This window comes from Flavobacterium sp. FlaQc-47 (genome assembly GCF_044006475.1).
Lineage (GTDB): Bacteria > Bacteroidota > Bacteroidia > Flavobacteriales > Flavobacteriaceae > Flavobacterium.
In genome coordinates this window covers 701,788-721,698 of sequence record NZ_JBIPCQ010000003.1, presented here as the reverse complement: position 1 = coordinate 721,698, position 19,911 = coordinate 701,788, and the positions used below count along the sequence as shown (strand labels likewise).

The window sequence follows — 19,911 nt, the reverse complement described above, 5'->3', positions numbered from 1 at the left end:
TTGGTGTTTAAGTAATAAAGTTCTTTTTTATTGGAAGAAATTCCAAACCAATCCAAATCGAATAACAAAGTCACGATAAGGATTGTTAGGCGCTGAATAATAATCACTTTTAGAGAAAAGAGCGTTTATATGTTCTGCTTTAAAATAAAATCTGGTCTGACGAATTCTGGCATTTACAAAAAGATCAAATAATGGATAGCCTCCAATTTTTTTGTCTTTTTGAACAAAAAATTCTCCAATAACAGGATTATAATCATTGCCGTAATATTTTGTAAAATAATTAAAAACAATTCCGGTTTGCATATATAATGCTTTCTTAAAAAAGTGACCTGAATAATAAAACGTATTTCTTGTCACAAAATCAGGTACATTTAAGATTAAATCTGATTGATCTACTTTTTGATATAATAATGTATTGTCTAAAGCAAAACGACCAAATTTAAATTCACGGCTCGCTTTTATTTCTAAGTAATTAATTGCATTTCCGTATTGTGCCGGATTTACAATTTGTGTATTAGCTGCAATTTGTGCCGGAGTAGAAACATCTGCAAAATACAAATGATCTTTTAAAACCGTATATTGAACTTCGGCATTTAGCCAAGGCGTAAGAACACTGGCACTTAATGAATTAATTTTCTCGTTTTTAAAACTATTTGACCAATTATATTGTACATAACTACTTTGATATAAGTTGTAATTATTATTTGGCAATTTATTAATGTTTCGATATCTAAAATCAAATTGAATTTTTTCATTCCAATCATATTTCAACTTAGCATCTAAATTTGACAATGACTGACTTGTTATTGATCTTGAGTATAAAAAACGTCCATTCCACTTGTTTTTTTGATATTCATATTGTCCGCCTACATTATTAATTTGCAGAAATAAATTATCCGGTATTACTGTTTTACCACTATCTTTTACTATAATTCTTCCGTACTCATAATTTGATCTGTAATCATCTACAAAAAAATTGAATTTTCCCAAAAGAGAATTCTCATACGCCACTCCTGCCTTATTATACAATCGTTCATAATGTGTGTGATCATTGATTCCCTGAGTAACATATGATTCTCCAAACCGCTGTACTGGTGTAGAAGTCCCAACCGTTGACAAAACGGTTGCCTGATTATATTCAAAAAATTTATTTTCGTAATTAAATTGATGTGTTACGTATAAATTATTACTTCCATCTGTTGGATTTATTCTAAAAGCATGGTCAAAAAACAAACGTCTTCCTTTTAAAAATGATTTAGCATCTGTTAAGTAAACTTGTAATCTCTGACGGTTTTTATAATCTTTATTATCACTTTCAAAATCCGAAGGCGTTGTTATTCCGCCATTTTCCTCATTCGAAATATCCTGATAGGTATAATGCGCATTTATAGCATATCTTCTGTTTGTTGTAGCGTAACTTGTTGTAAATCTAAAATTTCCCGCACTAACTAATTGATTGATATAATCTCCTTCTGAACGTAATCCTTTATAAGCAATAGAAAAGTTAAGATTTTTAGAAGTATTTAAGGTAATAAACGAATCTACGTTTTGCCCTTTATTAATAGTTGTGTTAAAAAATAATTCTGTTAAAGGAGTCGCTACCGAATAATAATTGATTTGATCAGCCTCCATATAATTAAAATGTTTACCACTAAAACCAATTTCCGGATAAGGAGAAAAATTTGTCAGACTGTATTGTAAAATATTGAAGGTTTGCCCGATGTTTGAAAAAGGCAAAAGTCCAAAATCATCTTTACGAAGGTGATTTTGTTTATAAGCACTTTTAAGTGTAAGCGAAGTATCGACATAAGTCGTATCATGTTCCAGCGTAATAATCTGGTATTGATCTATTGTTGCAATTTTTGCTTTTTGCTTTTTTAAAGTATCTGTTATGCTTGAATATTTTGTATTCATATCCAAATTATTTTTAGGAGTAGTTTTTTCCTGAGAAAACAATAAAGTTGGTACAACTAATAGATATAGAAAAAAGAATATTCTCATTTGATGGCTTTATATGTAATTATTTCGGTAAAATTTGTCAAGCAAAGGTAAAAGATAAAAACGTATAAAAAAACAAATCATTGTTATTGAGTTTTTTTTTCAAAACATCGTATATAAGCAAAAACCCCCAACCAGAAAAGTGATTGAGGGTTTTCAAAAAAATCAAAATATTTATTTTATTACCATCCTGTGTTTTGACCTAAACCTGGATTAGTATTCAATTCAATTTGTGGTATTGGCCATAAGAATTTATAGTCAGTACCTGGAATAGCAGCAACGGGAGTAGTAACAACGAAACTATTTCCTAATACAAACGCAGCAACAGCAGGAGTAGCACTAGCATATTTTGCAGGAATTCCGTCAATAGCAACAGATGCTATTGGATCTCCTTGCAATCTATGTATATCAGACCATCTACGACCTTCTTGTAAAAACTCAATTCTTCTTTCTTTAAGAATACCCGCAACTAAAGCAGCATCTGTAGCAAAAGAAGCAGCAGTATAAGCTTGAGTAGCTGGAATAGCCAAAGATCTGTTTCTTACAGAGTTTAACAAAGTCAAAGCAACTGTTGAATTTGATAAACGTGCCTGAGCTTCAGCCATATTTAATACTACTTCAGCATATCTAATAACTGGAGCAGGATCTGATTGGTTCGTAATATCAATATACTTATTAGTGTATTTAATACCCGCAGCAGTATAGATAAATTTACCATCTTCTCTACGTTTATCATCAGCTAACCATTTTGAATCTCTCCAAAGAATTGGACTAATACAAACTAAAGCTCTGTTTTTCAAAACACTAGGTAAAGAAGCGTTTACACCAGGATTAGATGTAGCAGAATGTATAATAGAGAAAATAGACTCCGAGTTGCTAGTTGCAGTAGTACCAAAAGGACCATAAGGGTCAGCCGTCAGAGAAAAAATTCCATTTAATTTCGTGCCTTCAGTAATTACATTTGCCCAATCTCTTTTTTGAAGATAAACTCTGGTTTTGAAAGCAATTGCTGCCCATTTAGAAGCTTTCCCAAGAGCTCTGGTTGAAACACTAGTTCCATTACCGGTCGTTATTAAAGTTTCTGCATCATTTAAATCTGCCAAAACTTTTGCATAAACTTCAGCAACAGTATTTCTTGGTTTTGCTGTTTCTGAGGCAATTTCAGCTGTTGTATTCACACCAACTTCTCTATAAGGTATACCTGGATGTGTACCGCCTGGAGTAAAATTATATGGTCTTGCAAAATAAGTAAGTATTTCAAAATGAGTTATTGCTCTTAAAAATTTAGCTTGTCCAATATAATCATTTGCCACAGCCTGAGAAATAACACCATTAGCTGCCGCAGTTGTTGTTCCTTCGATCATAAGATTACATCTGTTGATCAATCTGTAACCGTCAACCCAATAGTAAACGTTATTAGCAGTTGTTGGATCATAGGTTGCCTTGTACGTCAACTCATAAAAAGTAGCCATATTTACAACATCTTCTCCTCTGGCCTCTCCTTGTTCTACGAAAGCCGCTCCCCAAATATACCCTCTACCACCATTTGGACTAGTAGGTACAGCGTTATATTGACCAATTGCTGCCGCATTATAAACACCATTCATATATGATGCTATTAAAGTAGGGGTAGTAAAAGCATCAGGATCCAGAATATTGTTTACTGGTTTTAAATCCAATATTTTTTCTTCTGTACATGAGCTCATCCCGAGTACAACTACAGAAAGTAGAATTGTTTTTATTATATTTTTCATATATATTTATTATAAACTTACATTTAATCCAACTGATATCACTTTAGAACGTGGTGTACCATTAATATCTACTCCAGATGTTTCCATTTCAGGATTTATACCCTTATAGTCTGAAATTAACCAGATATTTTGAGCCTGAACAAAAAGCCTGAAAGTATCAACTCCTATTTTATCCATCAACATTTTAGGCAATGTGTAACCAATACTAATATTATCAAGTGAGATAAAATCACCTTTTTCTACAAAACGAGTACTTGCGCTTCCAGTTAGATTTGACGCAGTATTTGTACTTGCATATAATCTTGGTGTCCATCCGTCTCCAGGATTATCAACACTTTGCCATCTTCCTAAAATTTCTGTTCCGTTATTGTTGAAATTTGTGTTCATTAACTCTCTTCTTGTAGAGTTGAAAATTTTATTTCCTCCACTAAATCTAAACATAAAACCAAAATCAAGGTTTTTATATTTCATACTTGAAGTAAATGCACCATAATAAGTAGGCAATGTATTACCTAAAATAGTTTTATCAGCAGTTGCTAATGTTGCTGCTGCACCTACTGCAGCTGGATTATTAGGATCATAAACAGAGAAAGTTGCACCTGGTAAATTTCCTTGTACTAAACTACCATCAGCTTTGTAATAAACCGGATTACCATTTGCTTTGTTAACTCCATAATATCTAAATCCATATAAAGAGTTAATAGATTCTCCCTCTTTAATAATAATATTAGGAGCAATATTGGTATCTGTAGATGAACCTCCTACTATTGCTTGTCCTTGGTATAAAGCAGTAACTTTATTTTTAGTAAGCGTTAAGTTAGAAGAAACGTCCCATGTGAAATTTGCAGTATTAATTGCTTTAAAACTAACAGCAAATTCGTATCCTTGATTGTACATTTTACCAACGTTTTGGTTGATTGTATTATTAGGAATACCAATAGAAGGAGGAGTTGGCGCAGCTAACACTAAACCATCAATATCGTTTTTATAGTAATCAAATGCTAATGTTAAACGATTGTTTAAGAATCCAAAATCTGCACCAAAGTCAATTTTATTACTCGTTTCCCATTGTAATGAAGCGTTACCAAATTGGTAATAACCAATACCTGTTGAATTTCCGTAAGGCGAACCTACTGTAAGACCTTTTGAAGGATAAGCAGCTCCATTTAAAATATCTACGTTACCCACTTCAGAATAAGAACCTCTTAATTTAAAGTCAGAAATCGTGTTGCTGATTCCTTCCATGAAGCTTTCTTTAGAAACTGTCCAACCTGCAGAAATTCCCGGGAAATTATGGTATCTAACATCTGATTCGAATTGTGAAATTCCGTCACGTCTAATAGAACCGTTAATAAAATACTTCTCTTTATAGTTATATGTAAAACGACCTAAGTATGATATGATTCCTTTTTCAGAAACACCACCACCAGAATCTTTAGTATTATAAGTATTACTTACTAAATTCTCATCAAAGAAATCACTTAAAATATCAGTTCCTGTACCCCAGAAATTTTTTGATTTTGATTTTTGATATTCAGCAACCCCTGTTGCCCCAATGTTATGATCTTCAGCAAAAGTGTGCTTATAGTTCACAATATTTTGCCAGTTCCATCTTAAAAGATTTGTATTATCCTGGTACGCATATCCATTTGATCCACGTCCGTCACCATGAATTGGATTCCAATATTGAAAACCATCAGTTATAGCGTTATCACCACTCACTTGTAACTTATAACTCAAATCAGAAGTAATTTTTGCATTTGCAAATGCGCTTGCAATAATTCTCGTTGTAGTTGATTTATATTTATTGTGATCAAGAACATAAAGAATATTTGTGATATTATCTCCTGCAGGAGCTAAATTGTCCCATTGACCAACTGTCGCATTATTTGACGAAAGGTTATAACCTGTTGGATCAAGAGCATCATAAATAGGTGTATTTGGCAATTGTCTGATTGTATTAAAAATATTTCCTGACAAACCACTCGCACTACTATTCAATCCATTATACTCAGTTCTGTTCACGTTTAAATTTGTACCAATGCTTAACCATCTGTTAATATCTTGGTCAATATTAGCTCTAACAGAATATTTTTTCATACTATTCGCTAAATTGATACCATCTAAATCCATAACACCTAAAGATAGATAATACTTCGTTTTATCAGAACCTCCACTAAAATTAAGATTATGAGTCGTTTGTGGAGCATTTCTTAAAACAGCACTTTGCCAATCTGTATTAAATGTATTACCAACAGCCCATGGGGTTTGTCCTGCATTTGTTCTTTTCTCATTAGAAATAACTAAGAAATCAGGAGTCTCCAATACATCGTATTTTTTAGCTGCACTAGCAACACCAAATACACTTGAATAACTTACTTTTAAAGCACCTTTTTTTCCACTTTTAGTTGTAATCAAGATAACTCCATTTGCAGCTCTAGATCCATAAATAGCTGTTGCAGCACCATCTTTTAAAATATCAAAAGATTCAATATCTTCCGGGTTGATATCTGCCAAACCATTTGTTGATGATACACCACCTATATCTCCAGAGTAAATAGGAATACCATCTACAACAATTAAAGGCTCTGTACTTCCAGAAATAGATGCAATACCTCTAATTCTAATTTTTGGAGCAGCTCCAATAAGACCTGTATTAGTTAATACCTGCACACCTGTCGCTCTACCAGCTAAAACACCCTCAAAACTTGGAGTTACTAAGTTAGTGATATCTTTTCCAGCAATTTTAGAAATAGAACCGGTTACTTCTTTTCTCTTTTGTACACCGTAACCAACAACCACAACCTCATTCATTAATTGAGCCTCAGACTCCAATTCAACATTTACCGTGTTTGAAGTACCAACAGTAACTTGCTTGTTATTCATACCTACATATGAAAAAACTAACACATCTCCAGTTTTTGCTTTAACAGAATAACTTCCGTCAAAATCTGTTTGAGTATTTGCCTTTGATCCTTTCACAGCAACATTTACTCCTGGAATTACCCCTGTCTTATCAGAGACTTTTCCAGTAACAGTTCTCTCCTGAGCGAAAGAAAACTGCATAGACAACGCTATTAGTAGCGTACAAATCCATTGTAATTTTAATTTCATTTTAATTTATTTTGAATTAGTATGTCGCAAACATCTTAATTATTTCTTAAAACACCAAAATATTTTAACTTAATTTTAATCTAAATTATTAAACATCTATTAACATCAATCATAAAATTCACAAGTTTCAGCATTTTTAGTAGTTATATTCTTTAAAATTTATTAAAAACTCAATTTAACTATAATGATTTAGTTAACACAATTTTAACACAAGCAAGTCCTAATTCATTAACTTATTAAAAAAGTGCACAATCTTTTATTAAGATCGTTAAAATGGCTATGTTTTTTGATTTATTGATAATTCCTAAGTAATTCTCAACAATAAGCTTAATTATTTTACAATATTCTATAAAGAATAAAATACATTCAAAAAAATTGTCAGGTATATTCTTAAAAAACGTAAACAAATAGACCAAACTACCTTATTTCGCTGGTTATGTAGATTTCTATTTTTTCTACCATATCAGATAAATCTATTGCAATCAATCTTATTCTTTTTTATTATTTCTTAAGATCACAATATTATGAATAAAACTTATGATTTAATTTTACTTCCCAGAGCAATCAACTTTGTTTAAAATTAAAATTTTCTAAAAATTGTAGTCATAAAACAGAAAATTTCGTAATATTCGCCAAAAAACAAAATGCTCGCAAAAAATTTCTCAGGTTTTATTTTAGAAACAGGAACAGACGAAGCTGGTCGCGGTTGTCTCGCCGGACCTGTAACTGCTGCTGCAGTAATTTTACCCGCTGATTTTGAGCATCAATTTTTAAATGACAGTAAACAGCTTTCTGAAAAAACAAGAGAATTATTAAAACCCATTATTGAACAACATGCAGTTTGCTATTCAGTAACACATTTACATGCTGATGAAATTGATGAAATCAATATCCTGAATGCTTCGATGAAAGGAATGCACGAATGTATTTTAAAACTAAATCAGATTCCTGAATTTGTTATTGTAGATGGCAACAGAGCCCTGAACTCAAAATTAGGTTTGAAAAACAATTTTGGAAAACAATTTTCTACAACAGAAATAGAATTACTAAAATCTATACCTAATCAATGTATCATAAAAGGAGATGCAAAATTTTTAAGTATTGCTGCGGCTTCTGTTTTAGCCAAAACATATCGTGATGAATATATGCATAAAATCCATGAAGAATTCCCGATGTACAATTGGAAGCAGAATAAAGGTTATCCAACTAAAGAACATCGGGAAGCCATTAAAAAATACGGAACTACAAAATACCACCGAATGAGTTTTAGACTCTTACCGGAACAACTGGAATTAGAATTTTAAATTATGAGTGGATTTTGTTTTAAAACAGAAATCAATTCGTTTTCCCATTCGAATATATTTTCAGGAGAAGCTCTATCTGCTTTATCAAAATAAAAATGTTTTTCAATTTCTAATCCGCAATAAGTAAAAATTCCTGTATCTGAAGTTAAGGCTAAAGCTTTATCCATTCCCGTTGCTTCATATTCAGCATTTGATTTTCCGTGCGAATTTATAATGATTGTTTGTTTTCCTGTCAATAATCCTTTTTGAATTCCCTGATCATATCTGTAAGCGAATCCATAACTGAATACACGATCAATATAACCTTTCATAATCGCAGGCATTCCGGTCCACCAAATTGGGTAAATAAAAATAATACGATCCGCCCAAGTAATAAAATCTTGTTCCGTTTTAACATCTTTAGTAATTTGCCCTTTTCTTTGTCCGTGCATATCATCAAGAGATAAAACCGGATTAAAATTAATTTGATTTAAATCACGAATGACAATTTCTTGTCCTGATTTCTCAAGACTTTCAATAACAGTTTGTTTAAAGAAATGATTTAAACTCGTCGAATTTGGATGTGCGTATACAATTAAATTTTTCATGTTTTCTATTTTTAAAGATTAACATGACAAATGTAGAACGCAAGGTTTAGGTACAATTGTATGAAAACGAAATGAGAGTTTACATTGTTTTTGAACCACAAATATCGTTCTGGAATTTCAAAAATTTTGTTGGAGAAATATTCATATAATATTTAAAGTCATGTATTAACTGACTTTGATTATAATAACCACATTGATCTACTATAGAAATCCAATCTGTTTTGGTTGAAATAACAGCATTTTTCATCCTTTTTTGTATTTTAGAAAACTCTTAAACAAATTCTGCTTCAAACAAATGAGTCAGATGTTTTACAATTTTAGCTTTTACTTCATCTTCATCTACTTTTTCCACGCCTAATTCTACTTGTAACGAAGTAACGCCTTTCCCGCGTATTCCACACGGAATTATATTATCAAAATAACCCAAATCTACGTTAACATTAAGAGCAAATCCATGCATGGTAACCCAACGTGAAGCACGAACGCCAAGTGCGCAAATTTTACGTGCAAACGGAGTTCCTGCATCCAGCCAGACTCCTGTTTCTCCTTCACTCCTACCACATTTTAAACCGTATTCTTCTAGAGTCAGAATAATAGCTTCCTCCAGAAAACGCAAGTATTTGTGAATGTCTGTAAAGAAATTTTCCAGGTCCAAAATAGGATAACCTACAATTTGTCCCGGCCCGTGATAGGTGATATCGCCACCACGATTGATTTTATAAAAAGTTGCTCCTTTGGCTTCGAGCTGTTTTTCATTTAATAATAAATTTTCCAGATCACCACTTTTTCCTAATGTATAAACGTGCGGATGTTCTACAAACAATAAATAATTTGGTGTCTCTAAATCGAGTTCTTCTCTTCTGTTTTTGATTTTTAAGTCGACTATATCCTTAAAAATTTCTTCCTGATATTCCCAAGTGGATTTATAGTCTCTACTTCCTAAATCCTGAAGTTGAATTTTTTTATTCATTTTAATTATTTTTCAAACTCAACATCAAAGTTAAGTTTGTCAGGATTCTCCATATAATCCGTGAAAGGGTATTGAATTGTAATTGTTTTTCGATCTTCACTAAACAAAGCACCTGGATTAGATACTTTTTTGACTTTTTTAGGAAAATGATATTTTATAGTATAACTGGAAGAAGCAAAAATCATTTTAGACATATCTGCCGACGAATCTTTTGCTTTTGCTGCTAGTTTTTGTTTGTCGATTACTGATTTACGCGTAAATTTCTTTCCATCGTATGTAAAACTCAAATTACTATTATTGTTTCCTAAACCATTACCAAAAGGGGTTGCAGGACTGCCTGCTCCTTCTAATTTTTGTAACGCGCTTAAAGATTGCAGCACATCATGCAATTCATTTACATTTTTAAAATCAGTAGAAAATGCCATTAAAAACTCTTTTTTCTCTCCGTTCATTTTAGTATTTACGGCATAGTTTTCCAGTTTTTTAAGTTCTTTTTGAGTCTCTGTCGATAATTTTGCAATACTGTCTTTTTTCTCTTCAAATAATTGTTTGAAGGTAAAAGTAGAATCTATATTTTTTTTAGCGTCGGCTCCCATTTGATCACCAAGCTGATCGCCAGCCATTGCCATTAACGATGAACCATCAATATCAACAGAAAATTTTCCGTTTCCGTTATCATTTACATACATATTTTCGGTTACTGTACAACTTGTTAATGTTGCAAACAAAAAAGCAAAACTAAGTAATTTGTATAATTTCATATGACTAATTTTTATCAAAGATACGAAGACTATTTTTAATTGTTAATCGTTGATTTGGGAATTTGTTTATGCTGAAATTGCTCAGCGATTTAACAGATTTAAACGGATTAAACACAGTTTAATTCTGATTGAATGTTTGTCAAATTTAAAACTCTAACAAAGATCGTCACCTCAAATAAAAAATCAGCTTTCAATTTGTTTAAATCCTTCAAATCTGTGGCTGATAATTCACTCTAAAACAATCTCTAAATTCGTCATTTCAGGGTTTTGCATACAATCTGAAAGTAGGAATTCTGCGGTTACTGTTTTTTTATCCGGACTAAGAATCGCTTTTTCATTTGAAACTGATTTTATTTTCCCCGGAAAATGATACCGCAAAACATAGGATTGTGTTAGTTTTAATGCGCTATATTTAGCTCCTAACTTTTTAAATTCCTCTTTCTCTTTTTGAAGTTGGTTTTGATTTGTAATCGAAACTAAACGTTTAAAAATTTTTCCCTCAAAGGAATATTCTACTTTAAAATAATCATTTTCTGCTGTTAAAGCATAATTGTTTTTTAAATCACTTGCATAACGTTCTGTTTTATACAAATCAGCAATATCGGAAACTTTATTAAAATCTTGGGTAAATGTATTTCGGAATTCTTTTTCGAAAGAGCTTTTTTTAATATTTACTTTTACAGTAGAATAGCTTTTAAACAATTGCTGTTCCAGCGGTGTATATTTTAAAAATGTTTCATTATATTTTGTGATAAATTCCTGAAAAACATATGTTGTATCCTTAAAAGCTTCTTCTCTTGAATACTTTTCTCCGGACATTTGCATGTAACTATTTTCATCACGAAGCTGAACAATTTCAATGCTCCCACTTCCGTCTGAATTTATGTTTATGGTTTCCGTAATCTGGCAACTTGCAGAAACAATTAATAAAATTAATATTGATATGTATTTCATTCTTTGAAGGTTCTGAGCTTTTGAGTGGCTAAGATATAGCGTTTTGTTTTGCTTTCATCTTTTAGCAAATAACATTTTTTATTCTGTATTCCATTTTGACCAAGTAGAATCACACTCGTAATTCGACAAAGATTGGCAATTTTCTTTATGGAATTTCGATTACTTCCCTTAACATTTATTTTCATATGAATTCAGCGAATTTGATTTGAAGCGAAATCCTTTTTTGCTTTTTCTGCAAAAAAACTCAAGGGAATAGCGGAACAAAAGGGGATTAAAAACACAAAAATTGATGCTGCAAAAAATCTAAAAACTGCATTCAAAAGTGTACATTCTTTTCTTTATCTTTGCACACTTAAAAAAGAGCACAAAATGGCATTATCAGAACAAGAAATCATTAGAAGAGAAAAACTTCAAAACTTACGCAACTTAGGAATCAATCCTTATCCTGCTAATCTTTTTCCAGTAAATCATACTTCGAAGCAGATTAAAGAATCTTTTGAAGAAGGTAAGAAGGTGATTGTTGCCGGACGTTTAATGAGTGTGAGAGATCAGGGTAAAGCTTGTTTTGCTGAATTGCAGGATAGTGAAGGACGTTTGCAATTGTACGTGAATCGCGATGTTTTGTGTGTAGATGATGATAAAACTTTATACAATACGGTATTTAAAAAATTAACTGATTTAGGTGACTTTATTGGTATCGAAGGTGAATTGTTTACTACAAAAGTTGGTGCGCAATGTATTCGTGTTGACGGATTTACTTTTTTAAGCAAGACTTTACGTCCGCTGCCTTTACCTAAAGTTGATGAGGAAGGCAACATTCATGATGCTTTTAATGATCCTGAACTGCGTTACAGAATGCGTTATGTAGATTTAACAGTGAATCAAAATGTTAAAGAAACATTTATAAAACGTACCAAGTTATTCACCGCTATGCGTGGTTATTTTAATGATGCAGGTTATCTTGAAGTTGAAACTCCGGTTTTACAACCAATTCCGGGTGGCGCTGCGGCAAGACCTTTTACTACGCACCATAATTCGCTTGATATTCCGCTTTACATGCGTATTGCAAACGAATTGTACTTAAAAAGATTAATTGTTGGTGGTTTTGAAGGTGTTTATGAATTCTCGAAAAACTTTAGAAATGAAGGAATGGACAGAACACATAATCCTGAATTTACCGCTATGGAAATATATGTAGCCTACAAAGACTACAACTGGATGATGGAATTTGCCGAAGGTTTATTGGAGCATTGTGCCATTGCCGTAAACGGAACCAGCGAAGTTACCTTTGGTGAACACCAAATTAACTTTAAAGCGCCTTACGCCCGTGTAACAATGACGGATTCTATCAAACATTTTACAGGTTTTGATATTTCAGGCAAAAGTGAAGATGAATTGTTTGAAGCTGCGAGAGGAATGGGAATCGACGTTGATAAAACAATGGGGAAAGGAAAATTGATTGATGAGATTTTTGGCGCTAAATGCGAAGGAAATTATATTCAGCCCACTTTTATTACTGATTATCCTAAAGAAATGTCGCCTTTATGTAAAGAACACCGCGATAATCCTGAACTTACTGAGCGTTTTGAATTAATGGTTTGTGGTAAAGAAATCGCAAATGCATATTCTGAATTAAACGATCCAATTGATCAGCGTGAGCGTTTTGAAGATCAAATGCGTTTATCTGAAAAAGGTGATGATGAAGCAAACGGAATTATTGACGAAGACTTTTTAAGAGCACTTGAATACGGAATGCCTCCAACATCCGGAATGGGAATTGGTATGGACCGCTTGATTATGTATTTAACAAACAACGCATCGATTCAGGAAGTTTTATTGTTCCCGCAAATGCGTCCGGAGAAAAAACAAGCTCAGATTGAACTTTCTGATGAAGAGAAATTTATCGTTGATTTATTGAAAGGAAATGAAAATAAAATGGATCTTCAGCAATTAAAAATTACTGCAAATTTAAGTGGTAAAAAATGGGATGCTTCTATGAAAAACTTATCTAAACACGGTTTAACTAAAGTGGCTGTTGAAGGTGATTTTAAAATGGTTGAGTTGTTGGGATAGATTCCTTTAAAATTTCAATTTTAGAAAATCCAATTCAATAATTGATTCAATAGTATTTAAACCCGACAGATTTTTTTCAATCTGTCGGGTTTTTATTTAAATTTAATGAATTAGAAAACCTTATGTCAAAAATTAAAAATTACCTTCTCAATACGATATTTATTTTAGCCACAATACTGGGAATTTATCTATTGATCGATTCTTTTATAAATCCTGAATTAGAATTTCCTGAAACCGTTTTAATTAAAAATAGATTTATATATGCCAATACTATTCTTTTCTTTGGAGGTCTAGGCTACATCTATTATCTTATTAAAGAAAAGAAAGTTGACACAAATAGGAACACATTTGAAACCAATATTTCTATGTTTTTTGCTTGCTTAATATTTGTTTTAAATTGTTTGTTTCTTATTTTATATCCTGAAGAATTTAAAAGAGGCAATAATGTAATCAAAATGATTATTGGTTATATTGGATTATTATTTTTTGGATCAGGTTTAATTATGGCAATCTATAAATTGATTAAAAATTTATCTATTCGAAATCAGTCGTAAACGTAATTTTTTAAAACGAATACTTCTCTAATTTCTTGCCCTGAAGATCCAAAACCTTTGTAGTTTCTTTCGAAACATCACCTTTCCAAACTTCCTGAACTGATGGATTTGATGGATACTTTCCGTTTTTCATTTTTACAAGATGAAATTTTCCTCCGGTTTCAAATATAAGATCATAAAATTTATCTGATGATGTAGTTGTCACAAAAATCGGGAAATCAGTTACAGTAAATTTGTTGATTAAACTACCGTCATTGTTTAAAATATATCCTGTACAGCCACCGCTTCCGCAGAAATAGGGATTTGAGAAACCTATGAAATACTCGTCTTTTTTATCATTATTCAAATCAAAAGCTTCGTAGTAAAAAAATCTGTCTTCTTTTGTCATTGCCGGAAGATCTTTCTTTAACAAAATATTCAATTGTTTCCGAATCAATTCAACTGCTTTATCATCTTTTCCAGGAGCGTCACTTACATCGGCAGTTCCTGCAGCTGTTTTTGATAAAGTATCTTCAGCAATTGTTTTAATGATACTTTTTGATTCGTTTTTATCTTTATTTTGGCATGAAATCATTCCTAAAATCATAAATGCCATTACTATTTTATTTCTCATACTTCCTGTTTTTTAATTCTTGTGATTACGTTTCTAAACCCGACAGGTTTTAAAACCTGTCGGGTTTGCCAATCTAATGCAATTTATTTTTTAAACCAGCAAAGCTGCTTTGTTTTCAATATCATTATTAGTCAGTAAATCTTTTATATTACTAAAAGTCACCAAAGCAATTTGCGTTAAGGCTTCATTGGTAAAAAACGCCTGATGTGCCGTAACCAAAACATTCGGAAAACTCATTAAACGCTGAATCGCATCATCCTGAATAATATCTGCAGATAAATCTCTGAAGAATAACTTTTCCTCTTGTTCGTAAACATCAATTCCCAGATAGCCAATTTTGCCTTCTTTCAAACCTTCAATTACACAAGCAGTTTCTATTAATCCGCCACGACTGGTATTAATAATCATAACGCTGTCTTTCATTTCATCGATAGATTTTTTATTGATTATATGTTTCGTTTGATCGTTTAAAGGGCAATGAAGCGAAATAATATCACTGGCTTTAAAGATTTCTTCCAAATAAACAAATGCAACGCCGTCTTTTTCCATTTCAGAATTTGTCACAATATCATAAGCCAAAACTTTACAGCCAAATCCTAATGCTATTTTGGCAAAAGCCTTCCCAATATTTCCCGTTCCTATAATTCCAATTGTTTTCCCGAATAAATCGAAACCTAATAGTCCGTTCAAAGAGAAGTTTTGTTCACGAACTCTGTTATAGGCTTTATGTGTTTTTCTGTTTAAGGTCAAAATCATTGCCATGGCATGTTCTGCAACTGCTTGCGGAGAATATGCAGGAACTCGGCACACTTTTAAATTGTATTTTTTCGCAGCTTCCAGATCGACATTATTAAATCCCGCGCAACGCAAAGCAATGATTTTTACGCCCTTTTCTGCCAATTGCCTGATTACCGCTTCATTTACAATATCATTTACAAAAACGCAGACAATTGTAGCATTTTCGATTAGAATAACTGTCTGAGGATTTAATTGGGTTTCAAAAAAATCCAACTCAAAACCAAACTCGCTATTATACTTATTAAAAAATGTTTTGTCGTAAGGTTGCGTCGAAAAAAAAGCAATTTTATTATTTGATTGGATATCTAAACTCATATTCTTTTTGTTTTACTTCATGTTGTACTAAATTAAGCAATTATTTTTGAAGTAAATTTCTTATCATACAAAAAGAGCTTATAATCGAACTTTTTTTATGATTAAGAAATGCAATAGTCAATTTTATATTTCGTTAAAAAAATTATAATTATGATTATCAGATTAAACCTAATTAATTTGAGAAAGTCTAAACGATATAACAATTAAAAAACTTACATCATGAAAAAATTATTTATCGCAGCTTTGTTATTCGTTGGATTAGCAAGTTTTGCACAAGACGCAGATCAAAAACCTGCACGTGAACCAAGAGAAAAACTAACTCCGGAACAGCGTAATGAAAAACATTTGCAAAAACTGACTACTGACTTAAATTTAGATGCGAACCAACAAGTACAGGTAAAACAATTTTTAGCTGAAAAAAGTGCTAAGGCGGAAAAGTTTAAGGCAGAAAGAAAAGATCGAAAAGACAGCAATGTAAAACCAACTGCTGCTGAAAGAGAAGCTTTTAAAAATCAAATGATTGCTGAAAAAGAGGCAAATGATACTAAAATGAAAGGAATTTTAAATGCCGATCAATACAAAAAATGGACTACTATTCAAGAAGAGAATAAAGACAAGGCCAGAGAGAAAATGAGAGAATACAAAAAAGAAAATAACTAAATATGGTATATAGAAAAGAGGCGAATAAGCCTCTTTTTTGTTTCGGATTCTATTAAGTTTTCATTAATAATTTCTGTTAATTAAAAGATAAATCTGACAATGTAATTAAACTTAGCAGAGTTATTGAAGTCTAATCGATATAAACCTTTAAAAAAAACGAATTATGAAAAAATTATTTATCGCAGCTTTATTATTCGTTGGAGTAGTAAGTTTTGCACAAGACATCAATCAGAAATCAACACGTGATCAAAGAGAAAAATTAACTCCGGAACAACGTAATGAAAAGCATTTACAAAAGTTAACATCTGAATTGAGTTTAGATAAAAAGCAACAAGAACAAGTAAAACAGCTTTTAGCAGAGAGAAGCACGAAAGCCGAAAAATTTAAAGAGGCTAAAAAAGATTCTAAAGTAAAACCTACTGCCGCAGAAAAAGAAGCTTTCAAAAAACAAATGGAAACGGAAAAAGCGGCAAATGATGCTAAAATGAAAGCAATTTTAAATGCTGACCAATACACAAAATGGACTGCACTTAAAAAAGATCATGAAAAAGATCGTCACGGTAAAAGCGATCACAAAGGCAAAAGAGATATGAAATCTCCACAAGAACGTGATCAGGCACATTTACAAAAATTAACAACTGATCTAAACTTAAACGCTGATCAGCAAAAAAAAGTAAGTGAACTTTTATCTGACAGAAGTACAAAAATGGCCATGCTTAAAAAAAGCAGAGGAGATAAAAAACCTACCGATGCTGAAAAAGAAGCCATAAAAAAACAAATGGAAGAAGATCACAAAGCTAATGATGCAAAAATGAAATCTATTTTAACTGCCGAACAATACACAAAATGGACAGCGATTCAAAAAGAACATAAAGACAAAATGAAAGATCACCGAAAAGATAAAATGTAATTGAGATCAAAAAAAAGAGGCTTTTAACAAGCCTCTTTTTGATTCTATATATTTCCTATTTCGGATTAAGAATTAAATCAATTCGTTTGATACAATCTTCATAATGGTATTTTGTTTCTGTATTTACAGGTCTTGCTTTCGCTGCTGAAAGTGTATTTTTTAAAGCCGTTAATTCGCCACGAACCAAAGCTCTCACATCAGATTGTGCTACATTATAATAAATAGTTGATCTGTCTGTAGGTTTAATTTCTTCCGTCATTAAAGCGCCCATTCTGTCCAGATAACCACGTTGCAAATTTCTTCGGTATATTGTTACATTTGCCGGCGTTGCAGCCTCTTTCCAGATTCCTTTTCGAGTATCTCCTAATAAATCCAAAGCTTTGTAAGTATCTGCACCAAGAATTTCATTATCCATTAATCGTCCAATTCGACCAATACTTAATAAATTATTTAAATGGCGAACCTGTAAATTTCTGAACCTTTCTGAATAACCTGCAAAATCAGTATTTTTTAATGTATTGACATTCACAATCCAGGTTGGCGAAGCAAAAGCATTTGCCTGAAGCCAGTTCATTGCTTCTGTTTGTTTTGCTTTTGGGACTACTTCATAAACATTTCCTGCCTGATTTGGTCTTTTCATATTTTCATAGACGCCACCAACATTGGTTACAACATGACCCACATATCTGCTCCAAACATCGAGCATCTCCTTGTACAATTCGTCTAAATCAGTATAATCATTGGTAACATTGCTCGTCCATTCATTTAAATGAGCAGCAACATATTCCAGATTTTTCATTCCGTAACTACTCGCCTTCATAGAATTATTCCCAATATCTTCCGTTTGGGTTGTAGGATCAAAAGCACTGCTTTGTTTCCCAAATTTATAAAGCGGATTTCCTGCTTTCTCCAGAATCCATTTGTCTAAAGTTGCCGTTTCATCCTGAGGAGATTTTGCATTCGGGATCACTCTGTAACCCCAGTTTACCGCATATTGATCATAAGCCCCCATTTTTCGAATAAAACGAATATTTTTATCTCCCGGCTGGGCAATATAATTATAACGGGCATAATCCATGATACTTGCCGAAATTCCGTTTTGCTGCGTGAAATCACCATTTCTGTAACTTTCAACATCATAAGCGCAACTTGCCCCCATATTGTGCGGAAATCCTAGCGCATGTCCTACTTCGTAGGCAATTACCATACGCATCATTTCGCCCATTTCTTCATCGCCGGTTTGCAATGTTCTCGCTAACGGATTTGCTGCTCCGGTTTCTAACATATAACGGTTCCTGTACGAACGCAAATGGTTGTGATACCAGATAACATCACTTTCGATAATTTCGCCCGTTCTGGGATCAGAAACGCTTGGTCCAACTGCATTTCGGGTTGTACTTGCAACATAACGAATTACCGAATAACGAATATCTTCCGGACTAAAATCAGGATCTTCCTCTTTTGTTGGCGCATCTTTTGCAATAATAGCATTTTTAAAACCTGCCGCTTCAAAAGGTTTTTGCCATTCTTCAATTCCTTGCTTAATGTATTTTCGCAACTTTTCCGGTGTTGCAGGATCTAAATAATAAACAATTGGTTTTATTGGTTCAACTAATTCTCCTCTGTTGTACGCTTCAGGATCTTTGGGTTCTAATCTCCAGCGGCGAATATAGGTTTTAAGGTCAGATTTTAATTCGTTGCTTCCGTAATCGTATTGACTAACTGTGAACCAACCTACTCTTGAATCTGCTAATCTTGGTTTCATAGGGATTTCCGGCAATAAAACCATTGATTGATTCATCTGGATGCTTATCGACTCTGTATCTTCCAGCATGGATGGTTTTGATGCATTGTAAGTCATATCCTGAATGACTTCGATATTCATGGGGAAACTTTTAATGGTATTAATAAAGCTTCTTGAATCATCAAGTCCTTTTACTTTATACGTTTCTCGCATTTGTGCAGATATTCCGCTGATTGCTTTGACATCTGTATTATAAAATTTAGTAACATCAATCACTGTATTTGCTGAATCCTTGCTAAAAGCCACAATATCAAAAGCAAATAATGTAGGATCATAATTATTGGATTTTACAGATATACTAATAGGCAAACTATCATTTGCAACCGCATTATATGATTTTGATTTGATGAGAATTTTATCCTGAAAACGCTGCCAAACTATTAATTGTTCGTTAGTTTCAGATCCGGCATTTACATATCCTCCACCTAAATTTGAAGGAAGTTTAGCTAATCTGCTTACTAAAAGCATATCCTTGTTCAGGTATTTATTCGGGATTTCGAAATAATATTTTTTATCGACTTTGTGAACCTTAAAAAGTCCATCATCAGAAACGGCGTCTTTAGTAATTACTTTACTATATTCTTTAATGGCAGATTCGGATTTTTTTTCAGGCGGTGGAACTACAGTTTCCTCTTTTTTAGAATTTTTCTTATTCGATTGGGCAAATTGGGTAGTAGAAAACAGCATAAAAAATGCCATTGTAGTAAAAATGAAAAACTTCTTCATTTATTGTAGGTTTAAT

General features: G+C 32.4%; 16 protein-coding genes. 5 read left to right on the top strand and 11 right to left on the bottom strand.

The window, feature by feature from the left end; genetic code table 11:
- Positions 1-27: 27 nt before the first annotated feature.
- From ACHRVX_RS12670 to ACHRVX_RS12660, 3 genes are all read right to left on the bottom strand, one after another.
- On the bottom strand, positions 28-2,001 hold the full coding sequence (locus tag ACHRVX_RS12670; protein WP_395332711.1) for a putative porin: 1,974 nt from the start codon (positions 1,999-2,001) through the stop codon (positions 28-30).
- A 179-nt stretch (positions 2,002-2,180) separates the two neighbouring features.
- Positions 2,181-3,752 (bottom strand): RagB/SusD family nutrient uptake outer membrane protein, encoded by a 1,572-nt coding sequence (locus ACHRVX_RS12665; protein ID WP_395332709.1) that lies wholly within the window; start codon positions 3,750-3,752, stop codon positions 2,181-2,183.
- A 9-nt stretch (positions 3,753-3,761) separates the two neighbouring features.
- On the bottom strand, positions 3,762-6,866 hold the full coding sequence (locus tag ACHRVX_RS12660) for a SusC/RagA family TonB-linked outer membrane protein (RefSeq protein WP_395332707.1): 3,105 nt from the start codon (positions 6,864-6,866) through the stop codon (positions 3,762-3,764).
- 644 nt (positions 6,867-7,510) lie between these two features.
- Here ACHRVX_RS12660 and ACHRVX_RS12655 point away from each other — a divergent pair.
- A complete protein-coding gene (locus tag ACHRVX_RS12655) occupies positions 7,511-8,170 on the top strand; it encodes a ribonuclease HII (protein WP_395332705.1) in 660 nt (219 codons plus the stop codon).
- Here ACHRVX_RS12655 and ACHRVX_RS12650 read toward each other — a convergent pair.
- From ACHRVX_RS12650 to ACHRVX_RS12630, 5 genes are all read right to left on the bottom strand, one after another.
- Complete coding sequence (locus ACHRVX_RS12650) at positions 8,167-8,757, bottom strand: NAD(P)H-dependent oxidoreductase (protein WP_395332703.1); 591 nt, start codon at positions 8,755-8,757, stop codon at positions 8,167-8,169. The genes ACHRVX_RS12655 and ACHRVX_RS12650 overlap by 4 nt on opposite strands.
- Positions 8,758-8,836: 79 nt before the next feature.
- Entirely contained in the window at positions 8,837-9,004 is a 168-nt protein-coding gene (locus ACHRVX_RS12645) for an AraC family transcriptional regulator (protein ID WP_395332701.1), read from the bottom strand.
- Between the two features lie 24 nt (positions 9,005-9,028).
- Positions 9,029-9,727, bottom strand: a complete 699-nt coding sequence (gene lipB / locus ACHRVX_RS12640; RefSeq protein WP_395332700.1) for a lipoyl(octanoyl) transferase LipB — start codon at positions 9,725-9,727, stop codon at positions 9,029-9,031.
- Positions 9,728-9,732: 5 nt separating this feature from the next.
- Complete coding sequence (locus tag ACHRVX_RS12635; protein WP_395332698.1) at positions 9,733-10,488, bottom strand: hypothetical protein; 756 nt, start codon at positions 10,486-10,488, stop codon at positions 9,733-9,735.
- 228 nt (positions 10,489-10,716) lie between these two features.
- A complete protein-coding gene (locus tag ACHRVX_RS12630; RefSeq protein ID WP_395332696.1) occupies positions 10,717-11,442 on the bottom strand; it encodes a hypothetical protein in 726 nt (241 codons plus the stop codon).
- Positions 11,443-11,811: 369 nt separating this feature from the next.
- Between ACHRVX_RS12630 and lysS the strand changes: the two genes are divergently transcribed.
- Together lysS and ACHRVX_RS12620 are read left to right on the top strand one after the other, a co-directional pair.
- Complete coding sequence (lysS, locus tag ACHRVX_RS12625) at positions 11,812-13,515, top strand: lysine--tRNA ligase (RefSeq protein WP_395332694.1); 1,704 nt, start codon at positions 11,812-11,814, stop codon at positions 13,513-13,515.
- Between the two features lie 122 nt (positions 13,516-13,637).
- Positions 13,638-14,069, top strand: coding sequence for a hypothetical protein (locus ACHRVX_RS12620; protein ID WP_395332692.1), 432 nt, complete (start codon positions 13,638-13,640; stop codon positions 14,067-14,069).
- Between the two features lie 10 nt (positions 14,070-14,079).
- Here the strand turns inward: ACHRVX_RS12620 and ACHRVX_RS12615 are convergent, their stop codons facing one another.
- Positions 14,080-14,682: a hypothetical protein gene (locus ACHRVX_RS12615; RefSeq protein ID WP_395332690.1), complete on the bottom strand. Its 603-nt coding sequence runs from the start codon at positions 14,680-14,682 to the stop codon at positions 14,080-14,082.
- A gap of 90 nt (positions 14,683-14,772) precedes the next feature.
- Complete coding sequence (locus tag ACHRVX_RS12610; RefSeq protein WP_395332688.1) at positions 14,773-15,795, bottom strand: 2-hydroxyacid dehydrogenase; 1,023 nt, start codon at positions 15,793-15,795, stop codon at positions 14,773-14,775.
- A 219-nt stretch (positions 15,796-16,014) separates the two neighbouring features.
- Here ACHRVX_RS12610 and ACHRVX_RS12605 point away from each other — a divergent pair, with 219 nt between their 5' ends.
- Positions 16,015-16,455: a hypothetical protein gene (locus ACHRVX_RS12605; protein WP_395332686.1), complete on the top strand. Its 441-nt coding sequence runs from the start codon at positions 16,015-16,017 to the stop codon at positions 16,453-16,455.
- Between the two features lie 163 nt (positions 16,456-16,618).
- Complete coding sequence (locus ACHRVX_RS12600; protein ID WP_395332684.1) at positions 16,619-17,365, top strand: hypothetical protein; 747 nt, start codon at positions 16,619-16,621, stop codon at positions 17,363-17,365.
- Positions 17,366-17,420: 55 nt separating this feature from the next.
- Here the strand turns inward: ACHRVX_RS12600 and ACHRVX_RS12595 are convergent, their stop codons facing one another.
- Positions 17,421-19,895 carry a zinc-dependent metalloprotease gene (locus ACHRVX_RS12595; protein WP_395332682.1) on the bottom strand — a complete coding sequence of 825 codons (2,475 nt, stop codon included), beginning with the start codon at positions 19,893-19,895 and terminating at the stop codon, positions 17,421-17,423.
- Between the last annotated feature and the right edge of the window lie 16 nt (positions 19,896-19,911).